This is a genomic window from Lysinibacillus sp. FW12, from assembly GCF_050817245.1.
In the GTDB taxonomy this organism is placed as follows: Bacteria; Bacillota; Bacilli; order Bacillales_A; family Planococcaceae; genus Lysinibacillus; species Lysinibacillus irui.
Window position 1 is genome coordinate 248,337 of sequence record NZ_CP139094.1, and the last position, 24,514, is coordinate 272,850.

Here is a 24,514-nt window from a genome sequence, read left to right on the forward strand (position 1 = left end):
ACATATTATTTGGAGGTGCATTCAAGGATGAAGGAAACAAAACTGTGGATTAATGGTCAGTGGCAAGATACAGAGAAAAGCTATGAGTTAACATCTCCATATAGTGGTGAGGTTATTGCTCATATAGCAAAAGCATCGATTCAAGATGTAGAAAGAGCGATCGAAGGCGCACAGCAGGCATTCCAATTGTTTAAAAAAACAACAGCCTACGAGCGTGCCGAAATATTATATAAAGTCGTTGATATAATGCGGCAACGTAAAGATGAATTGGCCGAGATTTTAGCATTAGAGGCAGGAAAACCGATAACAGCTGGAATAGCAGAAATCGACCGCACCATTGCAACTTATCAATTTGCAGCAGAGGGCGCAAAACAGGCAAAGGGTGAAACTGTGCCGATGGATGCAGCACCTGGAGCAGGGGATCGTATAGGATGGACAAAGCGCGAACCGTTGGGCGTTATTTCTGCCATTACACCGTTTAATTTTCCATTCAATTTAGTTGCACATAAATTAGGTCCGGCTTTCGCAGTGGGTAATACGGTAGTGTTAAAGCCAGCAACGCAAACACCATTAAGTGCTATTGTCATGGCTGATATTTTTCGTGAAGCAGGATTACCGGACGGAGCGCTACAGATTGTGACAGGAAGTGGTGGTGAGCTTAGTGATACACTTGTTACACATCCTTATGTCAAAAAGGTAACATTTACAGGTAGTGGTAAAGTAGGTTTGAAAATTAAGGAAAAAATAGGCCTGCGTAAAATAACATTAGAGCTAGGTTCTAATGCAGCAGTAATTGTCGAACCATCGACGCCAATCGATAAAATTATTAGTCGCTGTGTGAGCGGGGCCTTTAATTTTGCTGGACAAGTATGTATTTCATTACAACGTATTTATGTCCATTCTTCTATAGTTGATGAGTTTACTAAAGCATTTGTTGCAGAAACTGAAAAACTTATAGTAGGAGATCCATTAGATAAAAATACCGATGTTAGTGCGATGATTAATCCGAATGAAGTTGTAAGAATTAGGGATTGGATCAAGGAAGCTCAGGAACAAGGTGCAGTGATTGCAACTGGCGGTGTGTTTACAGAAAGTTCTTTAACACCGACCGTTATGACGAATGTCACTGCTGATATGAAAATTGTTTGTCAGGAAACATTCGCACCAATCGTCTCAATTGTTTCATATGAAACATTAGACGACGCGATTCGACTTGTGAACGAGTCGGACCTTGGTTTAAATGCAGGTATTTACACGAATATATTATCCGACGCCCTTTATGCAGCAGACGAATTGCAAGCTGGTGCTGTCATTATTAATGATATTCCGACATTCAGGATAGATAACATGCCATATGGTGGAGTGAAAATGAGTGGTTATGGACGTGAAGGAATTAAGTGGGCAATTGAAGAAATGACAGATATGAAATTTATTTCGATGAAAAAGTCATTCTAGATTTGCATCAGCTCTTTTTCTGCGATACGATGACGACAGAACATACATGAAGGGAAGTTGCATGAATTATGCCAAACAACGCTGTACCTATGAGCCAATCACGTACGGTTCAATCGCGTCTCGTATTACCCCCAGACACTAATAATCACAATTCTATATTTGGCGGAAGAGTGTTAGCTTATATTGATGAAATCGCTGCTATTACAGCAATGAAACATGCTAAGGGACTTGTAGTTACGGCTTCTATCGATTCGGTTGATTTTTTATCAGCCGCACATGTAGGAGATATTCTTGAAATCGAGAGTATTGTTTCGTCTACAGGACGTTCTTCAATGGAGGTTTATGTTCGCGTTGTTTCTCGCAATATTGAGACTGGTGAGGAAAAATTAACGACAGAATCATTTGTTACGATGGTTGCGGTAGATGAGAAAGGGAAACCAGTACCGGTTCCTGCGATTTACCCTGAAACAGATGAGGAAAAGCGTTTATTTGAAACAGGGCCAGCAAGACGAGAGCACCGTAAACAAAAACGTGCATTGCCACACTAAGTACAAGGGGAGCTCCACTATTAAAATAGTGAGGCTCCCTTTGTTATTTTACATATTTAGTTCGTTGACGACATTAATGAGCGAGTCAGAAGATGAAGAAACAAGGGTAGCACCTTGTGATAATTCAGTAATTAAATTAGAGATGGCTGAAATATCTCTAGATGTATTGACATATTGCTGTTGAATCCCTGCAACAGCATCTGCAATATCATTAAATGACTTGGATAAATTCTCTTGTGTATTGACACTATGCTGAATTTTTTGATCAACGTTGATAACAGAACTAGCCATGGTTGTAATATTACTTTCTGTTTCTTTAATGAGGTGAGAAACATTCTGCACGGCATTTTTTGTTTCCTCAGCAAGCTTACGTACTTCCTCGGCTACTACTGCGAATCCTTTACCGTGTTCTCCAGCCCGAGCAGCCTCTATCGATGCATTTAACGCTAATAAATTTGTTTGATCAGCAATGCCTGTAACAAGTCCAACAATCTCAGATATTTTTTGAGAAGAGGTACGTAGCTGATTCATCGTTACCTCAAGACTGTTAACACTTTGCAATATAACTTGGATTAAATCATTTTGTTCTTTAAGCTGCTGTTGACCACGTCTTGATTTTTCTTGAGTATCTGCAACGAAGCTCAACCCTTGTTTGGTCGCGACAGCAATATCATCAGTTTGTGAGGAAATTACTAGTAGTGAAGCGGCTGTTTCCTCACTAATCGCATTAAGCTCCTCTGCAGTACTTTGAATGGTCGTAACAAGTGCATTTTTTGTTGCATCGGCAGCTGTACGAATACGTTCTTCTTCTTTTTCATAGGCCTCAATTACAAGTTGTTGCTCAAAATTAATGATTTTACAAAAAGCGTTTATGGCACGAATAGCATCCTTTTTTGAAAGATCTACTTCATTCACAAAATTTGTGAAGGTAGAAGTGAGTGATTGGAATGATGCAATATACCATTTTGATTGTAACCCAATACGCACATGAGCCTCAGCAATTGCTTTTCTTTCGGCAATATAGGCATCATCAATATGACTTTCAAAAATATCACTTAAATGTTTATGTAATGTAATTTTTAAACGATCAATATGCGAAGTTCTATTAATAATATCAAGTAAATCTTGGCTCAAACTAATGGCTGCATAAAATTGCTCCACCATTGCAGGGATTAAGTCCTTTGCTAAAGGTTGTAGTTGCTTAATAATCGCTAAATCCTCAATCGTTAAGTTTAAAAGTTGTAACTGTTTTTGGAGATTTGGATGATTCAATACATCTAGTTTTACATCGCTCTTAAAAATTTCTGGTGTTAATGAAATTGAGTAGCTAGAACTGCTTTTTTTTGAAAACCAACTCATTATTGTTTGCTCCATTCTTAATATCCATAATAAATTGAAAGTAAAAAGTACTTTTGAAATGTTTGTTTTGTAAATTTGATAAATAATTGGTACTAAATCTATTTTACTATTAATTGCTGAATATTTGGATAAAATTTTGGATATTTCTTTATTTTTTTACTTTATTATCAGACCGTTTTGTGGCAAAGTACATTTGAATTTAAATGAGGAAACCTGTAAAATACGAACTGTTTAAACAGCTACTAATTGTTCGTAAAAAAGAAATAGAGGAGGTATTGCATGGAGAAAAAACGTTTTAAATTTGTTATTCCAGTCATGGTTATTGTCGCAATTGGTTCCATTTACATGTTACGAAACTATTATGCTGAGGTACCAGATGTTGAGCAATTATTAATTGCTGTATGTGCAACTTTAGGGTCTGGGGTATTAGCATACTTCTTATTCCCGCAACAAGGGGAAAATAAAATTGATGATCGTGGGCCGTATTAACAATAGATAAATAGCACTGCTCGTTTTTTCCAAAAAAAACGAGCAGTTTTTTGTCCTTATGGTTTAAAAAGTTTAAACCAGCCTTTATGTTTAAAGATAGCAAGCATAAAGATAACGATAATAATCATGATGCCAAGTACAATAAAATAGCTATATTGACCGTGAAGTTCAGGCATATTATCGAAATTCATCCCATAGACGCCAGCAATAAAAGTTAGCGGTATAAAGATGGTCGACACAATCGTTAAAGTCATCATAATACCATTCATACGACTTGAACTCATGGCCATATAACTATCGCGCATATCTGCTGTAAGTTCTCGATTGGATTCAACCATTTCTGTTAATTTAAGTAAATGGTCGTAGATATCTCCAAAATAAGCTCGTTCTGATTTATTTAATGAAAATCGATAAGAATTAAGCACCCGATATAAAAGGTCACGCATTGGTAAAATGGTACGTCTTAAGTCAAGCAAATCGCTTCGAAATTCGAAGACAATCTTCATAGCATTTACATTGCTTTGGTATGTAAGCTCGCCTTCTAGTGCATTTAAATGATCTTCAATTTTATAAACAAGAGGGAAATAACTATCAACGATTTTATCAATAGTTTGATACGTTAGGTAAACAGTTCCACGTTCCCAATTCTTTGGCTGGTTTTCCAAAAGTTTTTGAACCCTCTCTATTTCGGGTACAGGGTTCTTATGGAATGTCACAATATATTTATTAGAGGCAAAGATATTTACCTCTTCCGCTCCTAATGTCTCTTCGTTTAATCGATGAATAACAAAAAAATGAAAATCATCGTAAAAATCGAGCTTTGGACGCTGTAAGCGCATTAAGCAATCTTCAATTGCTAGCGGGTGGAAATGAAAAAATGAATCCAGCAAAGATTCCTCCTCTGCAGTAGGACAGTTAAAATCAACCCAATACCATTCAAACTCTTGCTGATGTATAGTTTCCAAAGGGAAATCTTTTAGTAGTTGTTGTTTTTTTGTAATGCCAATGGTGCTTATCACAGCTTTCACCTCAAAGTTATTACTACAAAATATTTATTTAATGCTCCTCTTTAAAGCATACCCATCCACCAAACAAAGTAGTGGCAAAAAATCTACTAGGTTTTATAAAACCCGCTTTCTGTAACAATGTCACAATATCTTCTTCTCGCATAAAGGAAAGGGAGCGAATGGATTTTTCCATTTCTGCTACATCGGATACCGAAAGCTTTGTATGTTGTAACCAATAGGAACGCCATAAATCAAATTGAAGCTCTGTTTCGATCGAACCGGGTTCACCATATTTTGAGACAATGACAAAGGGGGCACCGGGTTTTAAATGTTTTGCTATTTCTTTCAATGTCGATAGCTTATCCTCATAATCCTGAATAAAATGAAGGACGAGTACTAGGCTGGCTGCATCATAATTTTCAGTAGATAACTGAGTATCTAGTATTGTTCCTTGATGGTATGACATCCTATTGGTTAGTGATTTTAAACGTTCTTTAGCTATTTTGAGCATGGATTCTGAGGGATCAATGCCAGTAAATGACCAAAAGGGTCTGCCTTCTGCAAGTTGTAAAATCTCGTTGCCGCTTCCTGAACCTACGATTAATATCTCAGCCTTTTCAGGCAATGTAGAATGATAAAAGGTTTGTATTAAACGAAGCATTGCATCATAGCTTGGTAAAGTACGACGAATACCTTTTTCATATTCATTTGCTAAAGTATTGTTAAATTCCATCATGCATCACTGCCTTCCAAAAAAATTTTTAAAAATCCAATTCAATGTGAAACTATTACGGGTATAGTTCCGTAAATAGAAGTACATAAAACATAAACAAAGGATAAGAAAGGGTTGATATATATGGAGAGTAAATGGTCTAAAGTAATCATACACGCTAGTGCATTTTTTGCGCCATGGTTAGTACCCATTATTTTCTTCTTAATTAGTTCTGATGAGGAAGTGAAAGCAATTTCCATTCAAGCATTGCTATTCCAAATCGTTATGGGAGTTTTAATTGCTATTTCTGTTGTTTTAAGCTTTGTCCTTATTGGATTACCGTTTTTACTTATTTTCGGCATTATGCTATTTGTTGTACCGATTATCGGTATCGTTAAAGCACTGTCTGATGAACCTTGGCGTTATCCAATAGTTGGACGTTGGGTATAAATTTTATAAACGCAAGTATATGCTAGTTGCATATGCTTGCGTTTTTTCTATGGCTAATAAGGGTACATTAAGTGTATGAGGAAATAGAAAACCGAACAGATATGATAAAAAAAGAGCTAGTTTCAAGAGCATAAAATAGCCAATTTCAGTACTTTTCATTTTCTATGGGCGAAATCATTGCAATTATTTTCAAGCGTTTTGTATAATATACTCAAAGAAAGTCAAAGATAGTCAAAGTCAGTGAAGCAAGCGAGGTGTATTCCTAAAATGCGTAATATATCAGACATCATAGAAGGTTACTTAAAGCAAGTACTTGAATTAGGTGGAGAAGGGCATATTGAAATTAAACGTAGTGAGATTGCTGATAAATTTCAATGTGTCCCATCACAAATAAATTATGTCATTAATACAAGATTTACTGCCGAGCGAGGTTACCTTGTTGAGAGCAAACGTGGTGGTGGTGGATACATTCGAATTTTACGTGTCCGCGCGAATTCACAGATTGATTTAATCGATGATGTTCTCAGGCAAATTGAAGGTGGAGCCTCACAAACGATGGCAGAGGATTTAATATATCGGCTTATCGATGAGCAGGTAATTTCAAAACGAGAAGCGAAATTAATGTTAGCAGCAATTGATCGCTCAACGATCGATTTACATCTCCCTCTAAGAGATACCATTCGATCAAAAATATTGCGAGCGATGCTGACAACAATCAAATATGAACAGCAAAAATAGTGAGGTGATGGGAATGATATGCGAACATTGTAAACAACGTAATGCAACAGTTACAGTAACACAAGTTCAAAATGGGCAAAAGGTGGAGCACCATTATTGTGACGTCTGCGCCTCACAGTTCCATCCATTTCATGCAGAATTTAAACAAGAGCCAGTTTCTATACAACAGTTATTATCAAACTGGTTTGGCTCACCAACGTGGCAAAAGGTTGGAGAAAAACAACAAGTACAACCACAACAGCAAACATGCCCACAATGTGGATTTTCGTATAAACAATTTTTAAAAGAAGGGAAATTTGGATGCCCAAGCTGTTATGACACATTTAGTGAGCATTTACCAAAGCTCTTTAATCGCATCCAGGCAGGACCCCAACACATCGGAAAAATGCCTGGCGCTCGCAGTAATGTGTATGTAATTAAAAAGCAAATTGAGGATATTCGTAAGCGTATGAAATCGGCTGTTGATGAAGAACAATTTGAAGAGGCGGCTAAGCTTCGAGATGAAGTCAAAGAGTTAGAGAAGCAGCTGCAATTTGAAGGTGGTGATGTGACATGATGATTGAATCATTTTTAGAGCGTGCGACGCCATCTTGGATGCATATCGAGGATGATTATTCAGATATTGTCATTAGTACACGTATTCGCCTTGCTCGAAATTTAGATGGTTATCGTTTTCCGCTGGCATTCTCAGAGAATGAAGCATTGCAAGTGGAGCAGGCAGTTACACATGCAGTAAGTGATAGCCCAACGCTTCAAAATGATTATGCTTATTTTGCTATAAAGGATTTAACACCTTTGCAGCGTCAAATTCTTGTCGAAAAGCACTTAATTAGTCCGCAATTAGCTAAAAAAGAACAAGTGGGCTCTATCCTACTTTCTGAAGATGAATCCGTTAGCATTATGGTGAATGAAGAAGATCATTTGCGCATTCAATGTATGACAGCAAGTTTTCAACTTCAAAGTGCTTATGAACAAGCAAATAAAATTGATCGTATTCTAGAGAAGGTATTACCTTACGCCTTCCGAGATACATTTGGCTATTTAACAAGTTGTCCGACGAATATTGGTACGGGTCTCCGAGCATCCGTCATGATGCATTTACCTGCCCTAACCTTAACGGGACAAATGAATCAAATTATTAATGCTATGACACGCTTAGGCATGACTGTAAGAGGTATATACGGAGAAGGCAGCGAAAATTTAGGCAATGTTTATCAAGTGTCTAACCAAATTACTCTTGGTAAGACAGAAGAGGACATTTTAGCAGATATCCAAAGTGTCGCTGAAAAGATTATTCAGAAAGAACGACATGCAAGAAGTAAATTGATGGAAAAAGCGGAGCTTGCTCTAGAAGATAGAGTATATCGAGCTTTAGGTACTCTAACTCATGCGAGAATTTTAACAAGTGAGGAAGCAGCTACCTGTCTATCTAATGTTCGTCTAGGTGTGGATTTAGAGTTGATTGCAGGTATTCATGCAACAACGTTAAATGAGTGTGTTGTCAGTATGCAACCAGGTTTTTTACAGCACTATGCAGGCGAGGCACTGCCCCCTGCTGAACGAGATCGTGTACGAGCAGAAATGCTACGTGAGGCGTTATCTCGAGAATATACGAATAAGCCTATAAATGGGGAAAAAGGAGAGGATTTATATGATGTTTAATCGTTTTACACAACGCGCGCAAAAAGTTTTACAGCTTGCTCAAGAAGAGGCTATTCGTTGGAAGCACGAATCTATTGGCACAGAGCATATTCTATTAGGGCTTATACGTGAAGGCGGCGGTATTGCTGCAAAAGCGTTAGAAGCTATTGATATTAGTCCTCAAAGAATTGAAGCTGGTATTGAAGAGTTAGTTGGTAAGGGTAAAGAAGACGTTGGCCCAATTGTTCATTATACGCCAAGAGCTAAGAAAGTAATTGAACTATCAGTTGACGAATCACGTAAATTAGGTCACTCATATATCGGCACAGAGCATTTGCTACTAGCCCTTATTCGTGAAGGAGAAGGGGTGGCAGCTCGTGTCCTAAATAACGCCGGTGTCGGTTTAAATAAAGCACGTCAACAAGTACTATTGCTACTAGGTAATAACGATAATGCACAATCTGGACAACAAGCAGCACAAGCTGCCAATACTCCAACATTAGATAGCCTAGCACGTGATTTAACACAAATTGCACGTGAAGGTACATTAGACCCTGTTATTGGTCGAAGTAAGGAAATTACACGTGTCATCGAGGTTTTATCACGTCGTACTAAAAATAACCCTGTATTGATTGGTGAGCCTGGTGTTGGTAAAACAGCTATTGCGGAGGGGCTAGCACAGCAAATTATAAATAACGAAGTGCCTGAAATCCTTCGTGACAAGCGAGTGATGACGCTCGATATGGGAACTGTCGTTGCTGGTACAAAATATCGTGGTGAATTTGAGGACCGTTTGAAAAAGGTAATGGATGAAATTCGCCAAGCTGGTAATATTATTTTATTTATCGATGAATTGCATACATTAATCGGTGCTGGTGGTGCAGAAGGTGCGATTGATGCATCCAATATTTTAAAACCATCTTTAGCACGAGGCGAGCTTCAATGTATTGGGGCAACTACGCTTGATGAATACCGTAAATATATTGAAAAGGATGCAGCATTAGAGCGTCGTTTCCAACCAATTCAAGTGGATGAACCAACAGTAGAAGAAGCGATTCAAATTATTCAAGGTTTACGTGATCGTTATGAAGCACATCACCGCGTAAAAATAACAGATGAAGCAATCGAAGCAGCTGCAAAAATGAGTGACAGATATATTTCTGACCGCTTCTTGCCAGATAAAGCGATTGACTTAATTGATGAGGCTGGTTCTAAAGTACGCTTACGTTCATTTGCAGTGCCACCAAACCTAAAGGCACTTGAAGATAAGCTTGAAAATGTTCGCTCGGAAAAAAATGCAGCCGTATCGGGCCAAGAGTTTGAAAAGGCAGCATCTCTAAGAGACACAGAGCAAAAGCTGAAAGATGAAATTGAAGCTACTCGGAAAAATTGGAAAGAAGAGCAAGGCAAAGCCGAATCAAAGGTGACTGTGGATGATGTTGCAGCAGTAGTATCGATGTGGACAGGAATCCCGGTAGCTAAAATTGCTTCCGAAGAATCATCGAAGTTGTTACAACTCGAAGAGGAATTACACAAACGTGTTGTTGGGCAAGGAGAAGCGGTAGAGGCCATTTCCCGTGCAATCCGCCGTGCAAGAGCAGGCTTAAAAGATCCAAAACGACCAATCGGTTCATTTATCTTCTTAGGACCTACAGGTGTTGGTAAAACAGAGCTTGCAAGAGCGCTTGCTGAAGTAATGTTTGGTGATGAAGATGCTATGATACGTGTCGATATGTCTGAATACATGGAGAAACATTCGACTTCACGCCTAGTAGGTTCACCTCCAGGCTATGTAGGCTTCGATGATGGTGGTCAACTGACTGAAAAAGTTCGTCGTAAACCTTATTCAGTAGTATTATTAGATGAAATTGAAAAAGCACACCCTGATGTGTTCAATATTCTTCTGCAAGTTCTTGAAGATGGTCGTTTAACAGACTCTAAGGGGCGTGTTGTAGACTTCCGCAATACAGTGGTTATTATGACATCTAACGTTGGTGCTGATGCTTTAAAATATCAAAAGAGCCTTGGTTTCAATGTAGGCGGTGCGGCATCTAAACATAAAGACATGAAGGGTACAATGCTAGAAGAATTGAAAAAAGCATTCCGCCCAGAGTTCTTAAACCGTATCGATGAAATGATTGTCTTCCACTCATTAGAAAAAGAGCATTTAAAAGAGATCATTGCAATGATGGGCAATGCATTAACGAAACGCTTAAAAGAGCAAGATATTTCGTTAGAGCTAACAGATGCAGCCCTTGAGAAAATTGCAGAGGAAGGCTATGACCCTCAATACGGTGCGCGTCCACTACGCCGTGCATTACAAAAACAAGTAGAGGATCGATTATCCGAAGAATTGCTTAAAGGTAACGTAGAAAAGGGTAATCAAGTAGTCATTGATTATGTAAATGATGAATTTGTTGTGAAGAAAAAAGAGGGAGTTTCTATCTCTAAATAATTTCATGTAAAGACAGCGAGGCTTTAGGTGATCTGACCCAAAAAAGTTAGACATATTTAGTTAAGCTACTTCTAAGACCTGAGTTCGGTACTCCACCGGGCTTAGGTCTTTTAATTTTGCCTTCATTCGTTTGTGATTGTAATAGTGAATATAGTCATGAAGTTCCTGTTCGAAATGTGCCATGGATTCAAATTCTTGTAGATACAGGAGTTCAGATTTTAATAAGCCAAAGAAATTTTCTATGACTGCGTTATCTAAACAATTGCCCTTACGGGACATACTTTGCGTAATCCCATGTTGTTTTAAGGTTCGTTGATACTTTTTCATTTGATAGTGCCAACCTTGATCCGAATGAAGAACGACTTGATCACCTGATTGAATGCGCTCCAATGCTTGTTCTAGCATATCATGGACGAGGTTATACACTGGACGATTCATTACCGTGTATGCAATAATTTCGCCATTACATAAATCAAGGACTGGTGATAAATAGCGTTTCTCACCAAATAGATGGAACTCTGTCACGTCTGTTACCCATTTCTCGTTCATTTTTTTCGCTGTAAAATCACGTTGTAATATGTTTGGGGCAATTTTCCCGACTTTTCCTTTATACGAACGATATTTCCTCATGCGGACTTCACATTTTATGCCAATGGCATTCATCAAACCGTTAATCGTTTTGGGATCATGAACAATGCCGTATTTTTTAAGTTCTTTAGCAATCCGACGATAGCCATAACGTCCCTTATGTTCATGATAAATGGACTGAATTGCGACTTTCACATCAGCGTATTTATCAGTACGATTCAAACGCTTTTCCCAGTAATAATACGTACTACGTGGAATATCAGCGACTTTGATTAATTCCACCACTTCATAGATTTCCTTTAGTTCGTAAATTACTTGCGCTTTGATTTGGTTGGTAATTTTTCTTTCATTTGAACTAAAGTATTCAACTTTTTTAAGTAGGCATTCTCCATTTCTAATTGTTTAATACGTGCTGTTAACGCCTCAACAGACCCTTCAGCTGGTATTGATTTCGTTGTTCTTTTTGTGTCTTTTTTCATGGATGGACGCCCCTTTTTCTTGGAAACAAGAGCATCATAACCACCAACTTCAAACTTTAATTTCCAACCCCGAATTAAGCCAGAAGATGAAATATTAAAGAGAGCAGCTGTATCAACTGAAGATGTACCTGTCTCGTTCATATAATTTAGTACATTCATTTTATAGTCAGCTGAATAGTTTGTATAGGACTTTAAGAAAGTCTCTACACCATTTTTTTGATATCGGCGAACCCATTCACTTACAACCTTTTTTGTCACTCCGATGTCTTCTGCGATTTCAATCATAGATTCATCTCCATTTAAGTATCGCTGGACTGCTTGAATACGTTGTTCAGCCTTTACTTTTGCCATAAAAAAACCCCCGTAAAAGTTAGATTGGTGTCTAACTTTTACGGGGCAGTTCATAGGTGCCAAGCTGTCTTTTTTTCTGTACAATTGATGATAAGAACAAATATTCGAGGTGAAAAGAATTTGGCGAAGAAAAAAACGAAATTCGTATGCTCGGGCTGTGGCTATGAATCTGCTAAATGGATGGGTAGATGTCCAGGATGTGGAGAATGGAATAAAATGGTGGAAGAAGTAGAAGTCGTAGCAAAAGGACCACGTGGCGCATTTCAACATTCTGCTACAGTAACCCAGAAAGCCCTTCCGATTATACAGGTTGAAGCAACTGAAGAATCCCGTGTTGCGACGGAAATGGGCGAATTGAACCGCGTTCTAGGTGGTGGCATCGTACCGGGCTCTCTAGTGTTAATAGGTGGTGATCCTGGGATAGGGAAATCTACTTTATTATTACAAGTTTCGGCTTTACTTTCGAATAAGGGGCATCGTGTACTTTATATTTCGGGTGAGGAATCCATTCGTCAAACGAAGTTACGCGCAGAGCGTTTGGGGGTTGTTTCCCAGGAGCTTTACATCTATTCCGAAACGAACCTTGAATTTTTAAACCAAACAATTGATGAAGTACAGCCGAAATTTGTCATTGTCGACTCGATTCAAACGGTCTTCCATCCAGAGGTAACGAGTGCACCAGGAAGTGTCTCACAGGTCCGTGAATGTACAGCAGAGCTTATGAGAATTGCTAAGACAAAGGGTATTGCAATTTTCTTAGTTGGACATGTAACAAAAGAAGGACAAATTGCCGGGCCTCGTATTTTAGAGCATATGGTGGATACCGTATTGTATTTTGAAGGGGAAAGACATCATAACCATCGTATTCTACGAAGCCAAAAAAACCGCTTCGGCTCCACAAATGAAATTGCGATATTTGAGATGCTTCAAGGAGGTTTAAAGGAAGTTTTAAATCCTTCTGAGCTATTTTTGCAGGAGCGCTCACAAGGAGCTGCGGGCTCAACTATCGTTGCATCGATGGAGGGGACAAGGCCAATTCTTGTTGAGATTCAGTCTTTAGTTACACCTACAAGCTTTAACTATCCTAAACGTATGGCTACTGGTGTTGACCAAAACCGCGTGCAACTACTAATGGCGGTACTAGAAAAGCGGATGGGTCTCATGCTACAAGCCCAGGACGCATATATTAAAGTTGCTGGTGGCGTCAAACTGGATGAGCCAGCTATTGATTTAGCTGTGTTAACTAGCATTGTCTCTAGTTTTAAGGATCAAGCAGTACGAGCAACGGACTGTTTTATTGGTGAAGTAGGGCTAACAGGTGAGGTGCGTCGTGTATCCCGTATAGAACAACGTGTTATTGAGGCAGCGAAGCTAGGTTTTAAAAGAGCCTTTATTCCCGCATCTAATATCGGTGGTTGGGATTTTCCACAGGGAATTGAAATTGTCGGTGTAGAAACGATAAAAGATGCGCTTAATGCCTGCTTCAGAGAGTTGTAAAAAAATGTGCATGTTGGATATTATTCTGACATGCATTTTTTCCTTCATTTTTGACGATGAATTCGGAAACTCAAGTAAGGGGATAAACGTCCTTGTTTATAGTAAGAAAAGAGTTATGAAGAAATAATATAAAACAAACTAAAATGGATGTTTGAAGAATTTTATGTAAATAATTTATCTAAGTTCAGGAACATTAAAAATAATGATATTTGATGACCTGATGAAAGATTTTCTACTGTAAACTATGTATAATCTTAACTAACAATAGGAGGTGACAGCTTGTGAAAAAATTTGTTCAAATTGCGTTTTTACTGATTGGAGGAGCATTAGGCCTTGTTTTCTTACCGCCATTATACGAATTGCTTCATCTATCATCTAATCCTTGGCTAGATAATCCTTACGTATCGGTAGCATTAGGCGCACTTTTACTTTTTACCCTTTCGTTTGCATTTTCCGATTATTTTGTGAAGCTCATTAGCTGGATGGAAGAGGTCCTGTTTAAGGTCCCTGTCGGAGATTTATTATTTGGTACGCTTGGTTTAATAATTGGCCTTATAGTCGCTTATTTTTTAGGCTTTGCTATCGATAGTGTGCAAATTCCTGTTATTACAGAGGTACTCCCTATTATCCTGTCATTTGTATTAGGGTATTTAGGCTTTCGTCTTGGTTTTAGAAAAAGAGATGAATTAATACAGCTTTTTACCTTACGGAGTAATAATACAAAGAAAAAAGCTACTGAAGGTGCTGAGATCCCAGAAGTACGAGGGAGCTATAAGCTGCTAGATACGAGCGTTATTATTGATGGTCGTATTGCGGATATTTCAGAAACAGGCTTCATAGAAGGTATCCTAGTTGTACCCCAATTTGTCCTCACGGAGCTTCAGCATATTGCGGATTCTTCTGATACGTTAAAACGCACAAGAGGTCGTCGTGGTTTAGATATTTTAAGAAAACTCCAAGATGAGCGTAAGACAAAAGTTGAGATAACGGACGAGGATTTTGAGGATGTACAAGAAGTAGATTTAAAGCTCGTACGACTTGCAAAGAAAATGGGTAACGACACGCAAATTGTCACGAATGATTTTAACCTTAATAAGGTCTGTGAGCTACACCATGTGAAGGTATTAAATATTAATGATTTAGCGAATGCGGTGAAGCCTGTGGTAATCCCAGGAGAAGATATGCAGGTTGTGGTTATAAAGGATGGTAAAGAGCATAATCAAGGAGTTGCCTATTTAGATGATGGAACGATGATTGTTGTTGAAGGTGGTCGTAACTATATAGGACAGGCAATTACAGTTACAGTAACGAGTGTGCTGCAAACATCAGCAGGTCGTATGATATTTGCGAAGCCGAAGGACGATTAGGATGTGGAAACATGCATTATGAAGTAGTTTTACCTGCAGCGGGAAGCGGAAAACGCATGGGCGCAGGACAAAATAAGTTATTTTTAGAGCTTTTGGATAAACCAATTTTGATACACACGTTAGAAGTGTTTCAACAAGACCCTTTTTGCACAGGGATTTGGTTGGCTGTAAAACCGGAAGAACGCGTCTATATTCAAGGATTGCTAGAGCAATTTGGGATTACAAAGGTGAAGGGCTTGCCTGCTGGTGGTGCGGAGCGGCAGCATTCAGTTCATTCCTGTATGAAAGAGATGCAACAGGTGGATATTGTGCTTGTCCATGATGCAGCCCGACCTTTTATTACGCATGATATTATCGCCAATCTTGTACAAAGTGCACATCAAAACGGTGCAGCTATTGCTGGGGTTCGAGCGAAGGATACGATGAAAAAGGTCCGTAATGGTATCATTGAAGAGACTGTTGACCGTGACAGCCTATGGATGATTCAAACGCCACAAGCCTTTCAATATGATTTAATAGTGGAGGCTGAGGACGTTGCTGAGAAAGTTGGTTTTCTTGGTACAGATGAAGCTATGCTAGTCGAACGTTTAGGACATACGGTGCACATTGTAGAAAGTAGCTACGAAAATGTCAAAATGACGACACAAGAAGATTTACTATTTGGAGAGGCCATTTTACGCAAGCGAGCATAATTTGTAGTTTAAAAAATCTCATTGGCGATTGTTGCTAATGAGATTTTATGTGTTTGTGCAACAAAATACTCACTATTTGCTATCAGCTCAATTTCCTAGGAAATATGTTAAAATGTGAGGGTATAATAGTGAGTAAATATAAAAGTGAAAGAAGGTGAATGAGACTGCGTATTTAGCAAACAAGTACTGATCAAATCCACATGTTTTGTTAAAGTAGTCTCTCTATCATATGTTTCGAATTGGACAAGGTTTTGACGTACATGCATTTGAAGAAGGTCGACCATTAATTATTGGAGGTATTACTATTCCGCATGAAAAAGGGTTAGTAGGACACTCAGACGCTGATGTGCTTTTACACACAGTTACGGATGCGGCATTAGGGGCAATTGGAGAAGGAGATATCGGTCGTCATTTTCCTGATACAGATCCAGCCTTTAAAGATGCAGATTCAGCAAAATTATTAGAGTATATTTGGAAACTGGTTGAGGATAAAGGCTATGTTCTAGGGAATGTTGATTGTACAATCATGGCACAGCGTCCCAAAATGGCCCCATATATTGGACAGATGCAAAATCGCATCGCAGAACTGTTACACGCAGAACCATCACAAGTCAATGTAAAGGCAACAACAACTGAACGATTAGGTTTTACAGGTCGTGAAGAAGGTATAGCAGCTATGGCAACAATTCTATTGATAAAGAAGTGACTGCGGATTAACAACGCTTTTATTTCCAGTAACAGAGTGGTAAAATGAACAAAGTCAATTTTTGATCGAAAATTTAGGAGGCTTTTAATTATGACGAAAGAAGTTCGCGTTCGTTACGCGCCATCTCCAACAGGTTATTTACATATCGGTGGAGCGCGTACAGCATTATTCAATTATTTATATGCAAAACATCATAACGGTAAATTCATTGTACGTATTGAAGATACGGATATTGAACGTAATGTAGAAGGCGGAGAAGCATCTCAGCTAGATAACCTAAAATGGTTAGGTATTGAATATGATGAGTCCATTGATATTGGTGGACCTTATGCGCCTTATCGTCAAATGGAACGTCTTGATATTTATAAAGAGCACGCTGAAAAGCTATTGGAGCAAGGTGTAGCTTACAAATGTTTCTGTTCGTCAGAAAAACTTGAAGCATCTCGCGAAGAACAAAAAGCAAGAGGTGTGGCGGCTCCAACTTATGATGGTACATGCCGTCACCTATCTGCAGAAGAAGTTGCAGCTAAAGAAGCAGCAGGTGAGCCATACACAATCCGTATGCGTGTACCGGCAAATGTAACGTATGAATTTGAAGATTTAGTTCGTGGCCAAGTTACTTTTGAATCAAAGGACATTGGTGATTGGGTAATTGTTAAAGCTAATGGTATCCCGACCTACAACTATGCTGTTGTTTTAGATGATCATTTCATGGAAATTTCTCACGTTTTCCGTGGTGAAGAGCATTTATCAAACACACCAAAACAAATGATGATTTTTGATGCATTTGGCTGGGAATATCCTCGATTTGGACATATGACATTAATTATTAATGAAAACCGTAAAAAGTTATCTAAACGTGATGAATCAATTATTCAATTTGTTACACAATACAAAGATTTAGGGTATCTTCCTGAAGCGATGTTCAATTTCTTTGCACTACTTGGTTGGTCTCCAGAAGGGGAAGAAGAGATTTTCTCCAAAGAAGAATTTATTAAAATCTTTGATGAAAAACGTCTATCTAAATCACCATCGATGTTTGATAAGCAAAAATTAACATGGATGAATAATCAATATATTAAAAAGCTATCTTTAGAAGAAGTTGTGGCTTTATCTTTACCACATTTGCAAAAAGCTGGCCTATTACCCGAAGAACTTACTGCGGAGCAACGTGCATGGGCGACAGATTTAATTGCCCTTTACCACGATCAAATGAGCTTTGGTGCGGAAATTGTTGAACTATCTAGCCTATTCTTTAACGATCATATTGAATATGATGAAGAAGCAAAAGAGGTCTTAGCAGGTGAGCAAGTTCCTGAAGTAATGGCTGCATTTAAAGCACAGCTCGAGGAGTTAGAAGAATTTACACCAGACACAGTAAAAGCTGCTATAAAAGCTGTGCAAAAAGCAACAGGTCATAAAGGTAAAAATCTATTTATGCCAATCCGCGTTGTAACAACAGGTGAAACACATGGCCCAGAGTTACCAAATGCAATTTGCTTAATTGGGAAAGAAAAAACAATTGACCGCGTAGGAAAATTTGCACAATAAGAGAAATTTATTGACAATTCATTCTTTCGTTGTAAAATGTATTTACATTGAAAAAGCGTTGATAAGGAGAAGTAAGTGGCGCACGCTCTCAAGAGAGGACCATCACCGGCTGAAAGTGGTCTGAGTCTAGGCAAAACTGAAATGCACCTTTGAGCGTAAAGCTGAACTATAGTAGGCTTTATCGAGTCGTTCCCGTTAAAGAACGTCCAAAGTGGAAGGCTTTTTTGCCTTCAATCAGAGTGGAACCACGTTATTTTAGCGTCTCTGTCATTCCTTTTTGGGATGATAGAGGCGCTTTTTATTTTTAGTGAAGCATCTCAAGAGCGGTAATTAGGCAAGGCTTAAAGAAGCGTCCTTACCACAATCATCTACCCAGGAGAGTCTGAAGGAAAATGACAATTGCTTTGTAGGATTTCAAAGGATGTAAATTAGACCAACATGAAGAGGGGGAGTTTTTTGTGTTTAAAAGAATGAAGGAAGATGTGGCTACGATTTTTGAGAATGATCCAGCAGCACGTAGTGTTTTTGAAGTGGTGTTAACCTATTCAGGCCTGCATGCTACATGGGCACATCGAGTGGCACATTGGTTCTTTAAAAGACGCTTTTACTTTATAGCTCGTGCCATTTCGCAAATTAGCCGTTTCTTTACTGGTATTGAAATTCATCCTGGTGCGAAAATTGGCCGACGCTTTTTTATAGATCATGGTACGGGTGTTGTTATTGGTGAAACTTGTGAGATTGGTGATAATGTTACCTTGTATCAGGGTGTCACTTTAGGAGGTACAGGAAAAGAAAAAGGGAAGCGACACCCTACTTTAGAAGACAATGTGCTTGTTGCAACAGGAGCTAAAGTTTTAGGCTCTATCACGATTGGCGAAAATAGTAAAATTGGTGCTGGCTCTGTTGTTTTAAAAGAAGTACCACCAAACGCTACAGTTGTCGGTATTCCTGGTAAAATAGTAATTAAGGATGGCGTGCGTCTAGAGAAAAAGCTAGATCATCAAAATATACCTGATCCTGTAGAAGAACGTTGTCAAGGTTTCGAGAAGCAGATCGCCGAATTGCAGCAGGAAATCGAACGCTTACAAAAGGAGAGAGAAACACGATGAGTATTCAAATTTTTAACTCATTAACAAGACAAAAGGAAACCTTCGTACCGCTAGAAGAAGGTAAAGTGAAAATGTATGTGTGCGGTCCGACTGTTTATAACTATATTCATATCGGGAATTCACGTCCTGTAATTGTTTACGATACAGTACGACGTTATTTTCAATATAAAGGCTATGATGTAAAGTTTGTATCAAATTTTACGGATGTAGACGATAAAATTATTAAGGCAGCAAATGAGCTGGGAGAAGAAGTACATGAATTAACAGAGCGCTTTATTGCTGCATACTTTGAAGATGTAACAGCACTAGGGTGCAAAAAAGCAGATGTTCATCCACGAGTGACAGAACATATGGACGATATCATTCAATTTATTCAAGTGTTAATTGAAAAAGGCTACGCATATGAATCTGCTGGCGATGTGTATTATCGTACTCGTAAGTTTGATGGCTATGGTAAATTATCGCACCAATCAGTGGATGATTTAAAAATTGGTGCCCGTATTGAAGCAGGAGAGAAAAAAGATGATGCACTAGATTTTGCCTTGTGGAAAGCGGCTAAACCAGATGAGATTTTCTGGAAAAGTCCATGGGGAGATGGCCGTCCAGGCTGGCACATTGAATGTTCTGTAATGGCTCGTGAACATTTAGGAGATACTATTGATATTCATGCTGGTGGGCAGGATTTAACTTTCCCGCATCACGAAAATGAAATTGCTCAATCGGAAGCACATAATGACAAAACATTTGCGCGTTATTGGATGCATAACGGTTATATTAATATCGATAATGAAAAGATGTCCAAATCTCTTGGTAATTTCATTCTTGTTAATGATATCCGTAAACAAATTGACCCGCAGGTACTTCGTTTCTTTATGTTATCTGTTCATTACCGCCATCCAATTAATTTTGCGAAAGATTTAGTAGAAGCTGCTGCATCGGGCTTAGAACGCATTCGTACAGCTTACAACAATGTGAAGCATCGCCTTACTACTACGGCGAGCCTAGGCGACAACTCAGAAGAATGGCTTAGCAAAATTGCTGAACAAAAAGCGCATTTTGAAGAGGCGATGGATGATGACTTTAATACAGCTAACGCTATTTCTGTATTATTTGAGATAGCTCGTATTGCTAATATTTACTTGAATGAAGCTAATACTTGCAAGAAAGTATTAGAAACATTTATTGAAACTTTTGAGGTATTAGGTGACGTCTTAGGTATTGAATTTGCAAAAGAAGAAGAACTATTAGACGAAGAAATTGAAGCATTGCTACAAGAACGCGTAGAGGCACGTAAAAATCGTGATTTTGCTCGATCTGATGAGATCCGTGACCATTTGCAAGCCCAAGGTATCATTTTAGAAGATACACGACAAGGAACAAGATGGAAACGAGGGTAATTAAGTTGGATAAACTTCGCAATGAAGATGTTAAGCAATTAAATGCGCTAGCGTTAGCCTATATGGGTGATGCTGTATTGGAGCAAAAAATCCGTGAACATTTACTACGCTCTGGACGGGTTAAACCAAATACACTCCATCGTGAGGCGACTCGCTATGTTTCAGCAAAAGCACAATCTATGATCGTTCATCGCATGATGGATGAAAATTATTTAACTGAGGAGGAATTGGCTGTGTTCCGTCGTGGACGCAATGCCAAATCCGGCTCTGTACCAAAGAATACTGATATCCAAACCTATCGTAATAGCTCAGGCTTTGAGGCGGTGCTTGGTAGTTTATATTTATTAAATGAACTAGAACGGGTGTATGAAATCATTGCATATGCTATTCAAATAATCGAGGAATCAAAGGGAGTGTCGAAATAATGGTAGAACAAAATGGTGAAATTATTGCCGGTAAAAACCCAGTGTTAGAAGCACTTCGTTCAGGCCGCGATATGAATAAAGTATGGATTGCAGAGGGTGTTAAAAAATCTGGTGTGAATGAATTGCTAGATTTAGCTCGAGAACGTGGTGTCATCGTTCAGTTTGTTCCAAAAAAGAAAGTCGATCAATTATCGAGTGCTAATCACCAAGGAATTGTTGCTTCTGTTGCAGCATATCAGTATGCTGAACTTGAGGACTTATTTACAGCAGCTGCAAATAAACAGGAAGATCCCTTTTTCTTAATTTTAGATGAGTTAGAGGATCCTCATAACCTAGGGTCTATTATGAGAACGGCCGATGCTATAGGAGCTCATGGAATTATTATTCCGAAGCGTCGATCAGTAAGTTTAACAGCTGTAGTAGCAAAGGCATCTACAGGAGCTATTGAGCACGTGCCAGTTGTACGTGTGAACAATCTTGCTCAAACAATTGATGAGTTAAAAGAACGAGGTATATGGATTGCTGGTACAGATGCGAAAGGTTCTGTCGATTATCGAAAAATGGATGCGACATTACCATTAGCCATCATTATTGGTAGTGAGGGCAAGGGAATGGGTCGCTTATTAAAAGAAAAATGCGATTTTTTATATCACTTACCAATGGTTGGGCATGTTACATCACTGAACGCATCAGTAGCTGCAGCGCTTTTAATGTACGAAGTGTATCGTAAACGTCAAGAAGCGAATGACTAACAATGAAAAACATTTTGCTTGTTGATGGCTATAATATGATTGGATCTTGGAAAGAGCTGCGGCCATTACGTGACACAAATTTTGAAGATGCGCGCAGAAGGTTAATCGAACTTATGGCTGAATATAAAGCAGCTATAGGTTGGCGCGTAATTATTGTTTTTGACGCACACCTTGTACCAGGAGTGGAGCAATCTTATATAGAAAATGATGTAGAGGTCATTTATACTCGGAAAAATGAAACAGCAGATGAACGTATTGAAAAAATGACACATGAATTAAAGGCTAGAAATGTACAAATACATGTAGCAACCTCTGATATGGCAGAGCAAAGCGTTATATTTGGTAATGGCGCCCTAAGGAAATCAGCAAGAGAGCTAGAAATTGATACTAGCATTATCCAACATAAAATTTCACATGATGTAAAGCGAAAACAAGAAAGCAAGCCACCTTCTCGTATAGAATTAAAGCCAGATGTTGCTCTTGCCTTTGAAAAATGGAGACGTGGCTTGAAAGATTGATTGACGCATATTTTCCAATTCCGTTATACTGTTCCTAATTATCTGTTGTGACTGAGGTGATACCATGTTTAAAAATAGCATTGTACAAGTGACACAAGATTTTGAACGATTCAATGATGAAGAACTTATTGAAATGGTGCATCAAGGTAATACAGATGCGTTGGATTTTTTAATTACGAAATACCGTTTGTTAGTAAGAGCGAAGGCAAGATCCTATTTTTTGATTGGAGCAGATAAGGAAGACATTGTGCAAGAAGGCATGATCGGTTTATATAAGGCAATCCGCGATTTTAAGGGAGATAAACTTGCATCTTTCAGGGCTTTTGCAGAGTTATGTATTACAAGGCAAATTATCACGGCTATTAAAACAGCCACTAGGCAAAAACATATACCGTTAAATTCCTATATCTCTTTGGACAAGCCCATATTTGATGAAGAATCAGATCGAACGCTTATGGATGTGCTAACAGGTGCTATTATGGATGATCCAGAAGAATTGATGATTCATAGAGAAGAGTTTGGATATTTAGAAGAAAAGATGAGTGAGATTTTAAGTGAATTAGAGTTACAAGTTTTAGCCCTATATCTAGATGGCCAGTCTTATCATGAAATTTCTGCAAAATTAAACCGTCATGTGAAATCCATTGATAATGCATTGCAGCGAGTGAAGCGTAAATTAGAGCGACATTTAGTTCTTGAGGAAATGTCTTAGCCTTATAGGCCTTTATTGACATTGACAAATATCGGTGTTAGTCTTAAAAAGACATAGTGCCGAAAAAGGTGATTAAATGGCAAAAAAAGTCGTGCTGACTTGCGAGAAATGTGGATCGAGAAATTACACGTTCCCGGCTAAAGAAGGATCTACTGTACGTCTCGAATTAAAGAAATTTTGCTCGCATTGCAATGAACATACAGTGCATAAACAAACGCTATAAAAATGATATGAAAATAGACAGATATGATTGATTCGGAGGTTAAGCTAGAATGGGCAAGATCAAAGGCTTTTTCAGCGATGTAATGTCGGAAATGCGCAAGACAAGCTGGCCAAAAAGTAAAGAACTGACGAAATATACAGTCGTTGTAATTTCAACTGTAGTCATTATGGCTTTATTTTTTGTGTTAGTTGACTTAGGCATTTCATCATTATTCCGCTGGTACTTAGATTTATAATTTAGTAAATAGCATACTTTTGAAATAGCCCGTCCATAGCAATAACGGGTTTTTTCGTTTGTTTTATCTTCATTCAATCGTAGCTCCATATTATTGGTTAGGTGAAATGAAGAGCAGTAATTTATTCTCATTATGATAAGGATGCTACTAGGAGAGTATGATAGTAGCGATAGATGACTATGCTAGTTTCGGTATATATCCGCAAGCTTTTGCTTACTATTAGCGAAAATAAGATTTTCAAATGAGATGTTTGTGAAAAGAGTAAAGAATGCGCTGAGCATATCGCAAATCATTTTCACTTTTATTTGTAAGGGAGGGACGGACGAGAAGTCCTATTAATTATGGAGAAAAATTGGTATGTTGTTCATACGTATTCTGGGTATGAAAATCGTGTAAAAGCAAACCTAGAGAAACGTGTAGAAACAATGGGAATGCAAGATAAAATCTTCCGTGTGATTGTGCCAGAGCACGAGGAAACAGAAATGAAGGATGGGAAAAAACGTACAATGATGCGTAAAGTTTTCCCTGGTTATGTATTAGTAGAGTTAATTATGACAGACGATTCTTGGTATGTAGTTCGAAATACACCGGGTGTTACGGGCTTTATCGGTTCATCTGGTGGTGGAGCAAAACCAACTCCTTTACTGCCAGAAGAAGCGGACCGTTTACTACAACAAATGGGTATGACTGATAAGGTTGTAGAAGTGGATATAACGGTTGGTGAAGCAGTGGAAGTGTTAGAAGGGCCGTTTGCTCATTTCCAAGGACGTGTTGAAGAAATTGACACGGAAAAAGGCAAAGTAAAAGTGACAGTTGATATGTTTGGTCGCGAAACGATTATGGAGCTAGATTTCGAACAAATTCAAAAATTATAGTTCCAATAATAGAACTGTGAGCATGTCAATTGGTAGATGTTTCGCAGATTTTGTTAATTACTACTTGCTTAAAAAAATTAAAAGTGGTATCATTTCATAGGTCAGACTGTCATACTTTGGTTTGACATCTGTAATGATAATTTTAATGTTATCGGCAATTAGCTGACAGACAGATATTGAGTG

The 24,514-nt window shown here is 38.4% G+C and carries 26 protein-coding genes, 1 pseudogene and 1 other annotated feature; of the genes and pseudogenes, 22 read left to right on the top strand and 5 right to left on the bottom strand.

What is annotated here, in order from left to right:
* Window positions 1–27: 27 nt before the first annotated feature.
* Window positions 28–1,455 carry an aldehyde dehydrogenase family protein gene (locus SJW71_RS01250; protein WP_431811674.1) on the top strand — a complete coding sequence of 476 codons (1,428 nt, stop codon included), beginning with the start codon at window positions 28–30 and terminating at the stop codon, window positions 1,453–1,455.
* Between the two features lie 68 nt (window positions 1,456–1,523).
* Complete coding sequence (locus SJW71_RS01255) at window positions 1,524–2,003, top strand: acyl-CoA thioesterase (protein ID WP_274794986.1); 480 nt, start codon at window positions 1,524–1,526, stop codon at window positions 2,001–2,003.
* Window positions 2,004–2,051: 48 nt separating this feature from the next.
* Here the strand turns inward: SJW71_RS01255 and SJW71_RS01260 are convergent, their stop codons facing one another.
* Together SJW71_RS01260 and SJW71_RS01265 are read right to left on the bottom strand one after the other, a co-directional pair.
* On the bottom strand, window positions 2,052–2,648 hold the full coding sequence (locus tag SJW71_RS01260) for a methyl-accepting chemotaxis protein (RefSeq protein ID WP_396631746.1): 597 nt from the start codon (window positions 2,646–2,648) through the stop codon (window positions 2,052–2,054).
* A 168-nt stretch (window positions 2,649–2,816) separates the two neighbouring features.
* Window positions 2,817–3,377: pseudogene (locus SJW71_RS01265) on the bottom strand (protoglobin domain-containing protein); the annotation flags it as partial.
* A gap of 264 nt (window positions 3,378–3,641) precedes the next feature.
* On the opposite strand from SJW71_RS01265, the gene SJW71_RS01270 reads away from it, so the two are divergent.
* Complete coding sequence (locus SJW71_RS01270) at window positions 3,642–3,851, top strand: hypothetical protein (RefSeq protein ID WP_274794984.1); 210 nt, start codon at window positions 3,642–3,644, stop codon at window positions 3,849–3,851.
* Window positions 3,852–3,907: 56 nt separating this feature from the next.
* Here the strand turns inward: SJW71_RS01270 and corA are convergent, their stop codons facing one another.
* Both corA and SJW71_RS01280 read right to left on the bottom strand, forming a co-directional pair.
* Entirely contained in the window at window positions 3,908–4,870 is a 963-nt protein-coding gene (gene corA, locus SJW71_RS01275; protein WP_274794983.1) for a magnesium/cobalt transporter CorA, read from the bottom strand.
* A 37-nt stretch (window positions 4,871–4,907) separates the two neighbouring features.
* The gene (locus SJW71_RS01280) at window positions 4,908–5,594 is read right to left on the bottom strand and encodes a class I SAM-dependent methyltransferase (RefSeq protein WP_341387092.1); all 687 of its coding nucleotides are present in this window, start codon (window positions 5,592–5,594) and stop codon (window positions 4,908–4,910) included.
* Between the two features lie 120 nt (window positions 5,595–5,714).
* Here SJW71_RS01280 and SJW71_RS01285 point away from each other — a divergent pair, with 120 nt between their 5' ends.
* From SJW71_RS01285 to SJW71_RS01305, 5 genes are all read left to right on the top strand, one after another.
* Window positions 5,715–6,020 (top strand): DUF4870 domain-containing protein, encoded by a 306-nt coding sequence (locus SJW71_RS01285; protein WP_274794981.1) that lies wholly within the window; start codon window positions 5,715–5,717, stop codon window positions 6,018–6,020.
* Window positions 6,021–6,287: 267 nt separating this feature from the next.
* Complete coding sequence (locus tag SJW71_RS01290) at window positions 6,288–6,758, top strand: CtsR family transcriptional regulator (protein ID WP_274794980.1); 471 nt, start codon at window positions 6,288–6,290, stop codon at window positions 6,756–6,758.
* Between the two features lie 13 nt (window positions 6,759–6,771).
* On the top strand, window positions 6,772–7,314 hold the full coding sequence (locus SJW71_RS01295; protein ID WP_274794979.1) for a UvrB/UvrC motif-containing protein: 543 nt from the start codon (window positions 6,772–6,774) through the stop codon (window positions 7,312–7,314).
* On the top strand, window positions 7,311–8,420 hold the full coding sequence (locus SJW71_RS01300; protein ID WP_274794978.1) for a protein arginine kinase: 1,110 nt from the start codon (window positions 7,311–7,313) through the stop codon (window positions 8,418–8,420). Before SJW71_RS01295 ends, SJW71_RS01300 begins: the two co-directional genes overlap by 4 nt.
* Window positions 8,410–10,854 (top strand): ATP-dependent Clp protease ATP-binding subunit, encoded by a 2,445-nt coding sequence (locus tag SJW71_RS01305; protein ID WP_274794977.1) that lies wholly within the window; start codon window positions 8,410–8,412, stop codon window positions 10,852–10,854. Before SJW71_RS01300 ends, SJW71_RS01305 begins: the two co-directional genes overlap by 11 nt.
* A 60-nt stretch (window positions 10,855–10,914) precedes the next feature.
* Here the strand turns inward: SJW71_RS01305 and SJW71_RS01310 are convergent.
* Window positions 10,915–12,272 (bottom strand): IS3 family transposase gene (locus tag SJW71_RS01310; protein WP_431811675.1). Its coding sequence is split into 2 segments (ribosomal slippage): window positions 10,915–11,819 and window positions 11,819–12,272, totalling 1,359 coding nucleotides; the frame shifts between segments, so codons are not numbered across the junction.
* Between the two features lie 120 nt (window positions 12,273–12,392).
* Here SJW71_RS01310 and radA point away from each other — a divergent pair.
* From radA to nusG, 14 genes are all read left to right on the top strand, one after another.
* Window positions 12,393–13,769 (top strand): DNA repair protein RadA, encoded by a 1,377-nt coding sequence (radA, locus tag SJW71_RS01315; protein WP_312506402.1) that lies wholly within the window; start codon window positions 12,393–12,395, stop codon window positions 13,767–13,769.
* A 281-nt stretch (window positions 13,770–14,050) separates the two neighbouring features.
* Window positions 14,051–15,136 (top strand): PIN/TRAM domain-containing protein, encoded by a 1,086-nt coding sequence (locus tag SJW71_RS01320; protein ID WP_274794975.1) that lies wholly within the window; start codon window positions 14,051–14,053, stop codon window positions 15,134–15,136.
* An 11-nt stretch (window positions 15,137–15,147) separates the two neighbouring features.
* The gene (ispD, locus tag SJW71_RS01325) at window positions 15,148–15,828 is read left to right on the top strand and encodes a 2-C-methyl-D-erythritol 4-phosphate cytidylyltransferase (RefSeq protein ID WP_312506403.1); all 681 of its coding nucleotides are present in this window, start codon (window positions 15,148–15,150) and stop codon (window positions 15,826–15,828) included.
* Between the two features lie 229 nt (window positions 15,829–16,057).
* Window positions 16,058–16,534 (top strand): 2-C-methyl-D-erythritol 2,4-cyclodiphosphate synthase, encoded by a 477-nt coding sequence (gene ispF, locus SJW71_RS01330; protein ID WP_274794973.1) that lies wholly within the window; start codon window positions 16,058–16,060, stop codon window positions 16,532–16,534.
* 90 nt (window positions 16,535–16,624) lie between these two features.
* Window positions 16,625–18,085: a glutamate--tRNA ligase gene (gltX, locus tag SJW71_RS01335; protein ID WP_312506404.1), complete on the top strand. Its 1,461-nt coding sequence runs from the start codon at window positions 16,625–16,627 to the stop codon at window positions 18,083–18,085.
* 49 nt (window positions 18,086–18,134) lie between these two features.
* Window positions 18,135–18,354: a binding site (T-box leader), on the top strand.
* A gap of 189 nt (window positions 18,355–18,543) precedes the next feature.
* Entirely contained in the window at window positions 18,544–19,194 is a 651-nt protein-coding gene (epsC, locus tag SJW71_RS01340) for a serine O-acetyltransferase (protein WP_312506405.1), read from the top strand.
* Window positions 19,191–20,591 (top strand): cysteine--tRNA ligase, encoded by a 1,401-nt coding sequence (gene cysS / locus SJW71_RS01345; protein ID WP_312506406.1) that lies wholly within the window; start codon window positions 19,191–19,193, stop codon window positions 20,589–20,591. The genes epsC and cysS overlap by 4 nt, the downstream gene beginning before the upstream one ends.
* Window positions 20,576–21,016 (top strand): Mini-ribonuclease 3, encoded by a 441-nt coding sequence (locus SJW71_RS01350; protein WP_396631745.1) that lies wholly within the window; start codon window positions 20,576–20,578, stop codon window positions 21,014–21,016. Before cysS ends, SJW71_RS01350 begins: the two co-directional genes overlap by 16 nt.
* Window positions 21,016–21,768: a 23S rRNA (guanosine(2251)-2'-O)-methyltransferase RlmB gene (gene rlmB / locus SJW71_RS01355; RefSeq protein ID WP_274794968.1), complete on the top strand. Its 753-nt coding sequence runs from the start codon at window positions 21,016–21,018 to the stop codon at window positions 21,766–21,768. Before SJW71_RS01350 ends, rlmB begins: the two co-directional genes overlap by 1 nt.
* Window positions 21,769–21,770: 2 nt before the next feature.
* Window positions 21,771–22,286 (top strand): NYN domain-containing protein, encoded by a 516-nt coding sequence (locus SJW71_RS01360; RefSeq protein ID WP_274794967.1) that lies wholly within the window; start codon window positions 21,771–21,773, stop codon window positions 22,284–22,286.
* Window positions 22,287–22,350: 64 nt separating this feature from the next.
* Window positions 22,351–22,998, top strand: a complete 648-nt coding sequence (gene sigH / locus SJW71_RS01365) for an RNA polymerase sporulation sigma factor SigH (protein ID WP_274794966.1) — start codon at window positions 22,351–22,353, stop codon at window positions 22,996–22,998.
* A 76-nt stretch (window positions 22,999–23,074) separates the two neighbouring features.
* Window positions 23,075–23,221, top strand: a complete 147-nt coding sequence (gene rpmG / locus SJW71_RS01370; protein ID WP_274794965.1) for a 50S ribosomal protein L33 — start codon at window positions 23,075–23,077, stop codon at window positions 23,219–23,221.
* Window positions 23,222–23,270: 49 nt separating this feature from the next.
* Window positions 23,271–23,456 (top strand): preprotein translocase subunit SecE, encoded by a 186-nt coding sequence (gene secE / locus SJW71_RS01375; protein WP_205446172.1) that lies wholly within the window; start codon window positions 23,271–23,273, stop codon window positions 23,454–23,456.
* A 341-nt stretch (window positions 23,457–23,797) separates the two neighbouring features.
* On the top strand, window positions 23,798–24,331 hold the full coding sequence (gene nusG, locus SJW71_RS01380; RefSeq protein WP_274794964.1) for a transcription termination/antitermination protein NusG: 534 nt from the start codon (window positions 23,798–23,800) through the stop codon (window positions 24,329–24,331).
* Window positions 24,332–24,514 lie beyond the last annotated feature (183 nt).

Coding starts and splice junctions, on each gene's coding strand:
- gltX (WP_312506404.1), top strand. CDS start 16,625: ATGACGAAAGAAGTTCGCGTTCGTTACGCGCCATCTCCAACAGGTTAT.
- ispF (WP_274794973.1), top strand. CDS start 16,058: ATGTTTCGAATTGGACAAGGTTTTGACGTACATGCATTTGAAGAAGGT.
- SJW71_RS01285 (WP_274794981.1), top strand. CDS start 5,715: ATGGAGAGTAAATGGTCTAAAGTAATCATACACGCTAGTGCATTTTTT.
- secE (WP_205446172.1), top strand. CDS start 23,271: ATGGGCAAGATCAAAGGCTTTTTCAGCGATGTAATGTCGGAAATGCGC.
- SJW71_RS01280 (WP_341387092.1), bottom strand. CDS start 5,594: ATGATGGAATTTAACAATACTTTAGCAAATGAATATGAAAAAGGTATT.
- SJW71_RS01350 (WP_396631745.1), top strand. CDS start 20,576: ATGGAAACGAGGGTAATTAAGTTGGATAAACTTCGCAATGAAGATGTT.
- SJW71_RS01305 (WP_274794977.1), top strand. CDS start 8,410: ATGATGTTTAATCGTTTTACACAACGCGCGCAAAAAGTTTTACAGCTT.
- SJW71_RS01250 (WP_431811674.1), top strand. CDS start 28: ATGAAGGAAACAAAACTGTGGATTAATGGTCAGTGGCAAGATACAGAG.
- cysS (WP_312506406.1), top strand. CDS start 19,191: ATGAGTATTCAAATTTTTAACTCATTAACAAGACAAAAGGAAACCTTC.
- ispD (WP_312506403.1), top strand. CDS start 15,148: ATGCATTATGAAGTAGTTTTACCTGCAGCGGGAAGCGGAAAACGCATG.
- SJW71_RS01295 (WP_274794979.1), top strand. CDS start 6,772: ATGATATGCGAACATTGTAAACAACGTAATGCAACAGTTACAGTAACA.
- nusG (WP_274794964.1), top strand. CDS start 23,798: ATGGAGAAAAATTGGTATGTTGTTCATACGTATTCTGGGTATGAAAAT.
- rpmG (WP_274794965.1), top strand. CDS start 23,075: ATGGCAAAAAAAGTCGTGCTGACTTGCGAGAAATGTGGATCGAGAAAT.
- rlmB (WP_274794968.1), top strand. CDS start 21,016: ATGGTAGAACAAAATGGTGAAATTATTGCCGGTAAAAACCCAGTGTTA.
- SJW71_RS01300 (WP_274794978.1), top strand. CDS start 7,311: ATGATGATTGAATCATTTTTAGAGCGTGCGACGCCATCTTGGATGCAT.
- SJW71_RS01360 (WP_274794967.1), top strand. CDS start 21,771: ATGAAAAACATTTTGCTTGTTGATGGCTATAATATGATTGGATCTTGG.
- SJW71_RS01290 (WP_274794980.1), top strand. CDS start 6,288: ATGCGTAATATATCAGACATCATAGAAGGTTACTTAAAGCAAGTACTT.
- sigH (WP_274794966.1), top strand. CDS start 22,351: ATGTTTAAAAATAGCATTGTACAAGTGACACAAGATTTTGAACGATTC.
- SJW71_RS01255 (WP_274794986.1), top strand. CDS start 1,524: ATGCCAAACAACGCTGTACCTATGAGCCAATCACGTACGGTTCAATCG.
- SJW71_RS01270 (WP_274794984.1), top strand. CDS start 3,642: ATGGAGAAAAAACGTTTTAAATTTGTTATTCCAGTCATGGTTATTGTC.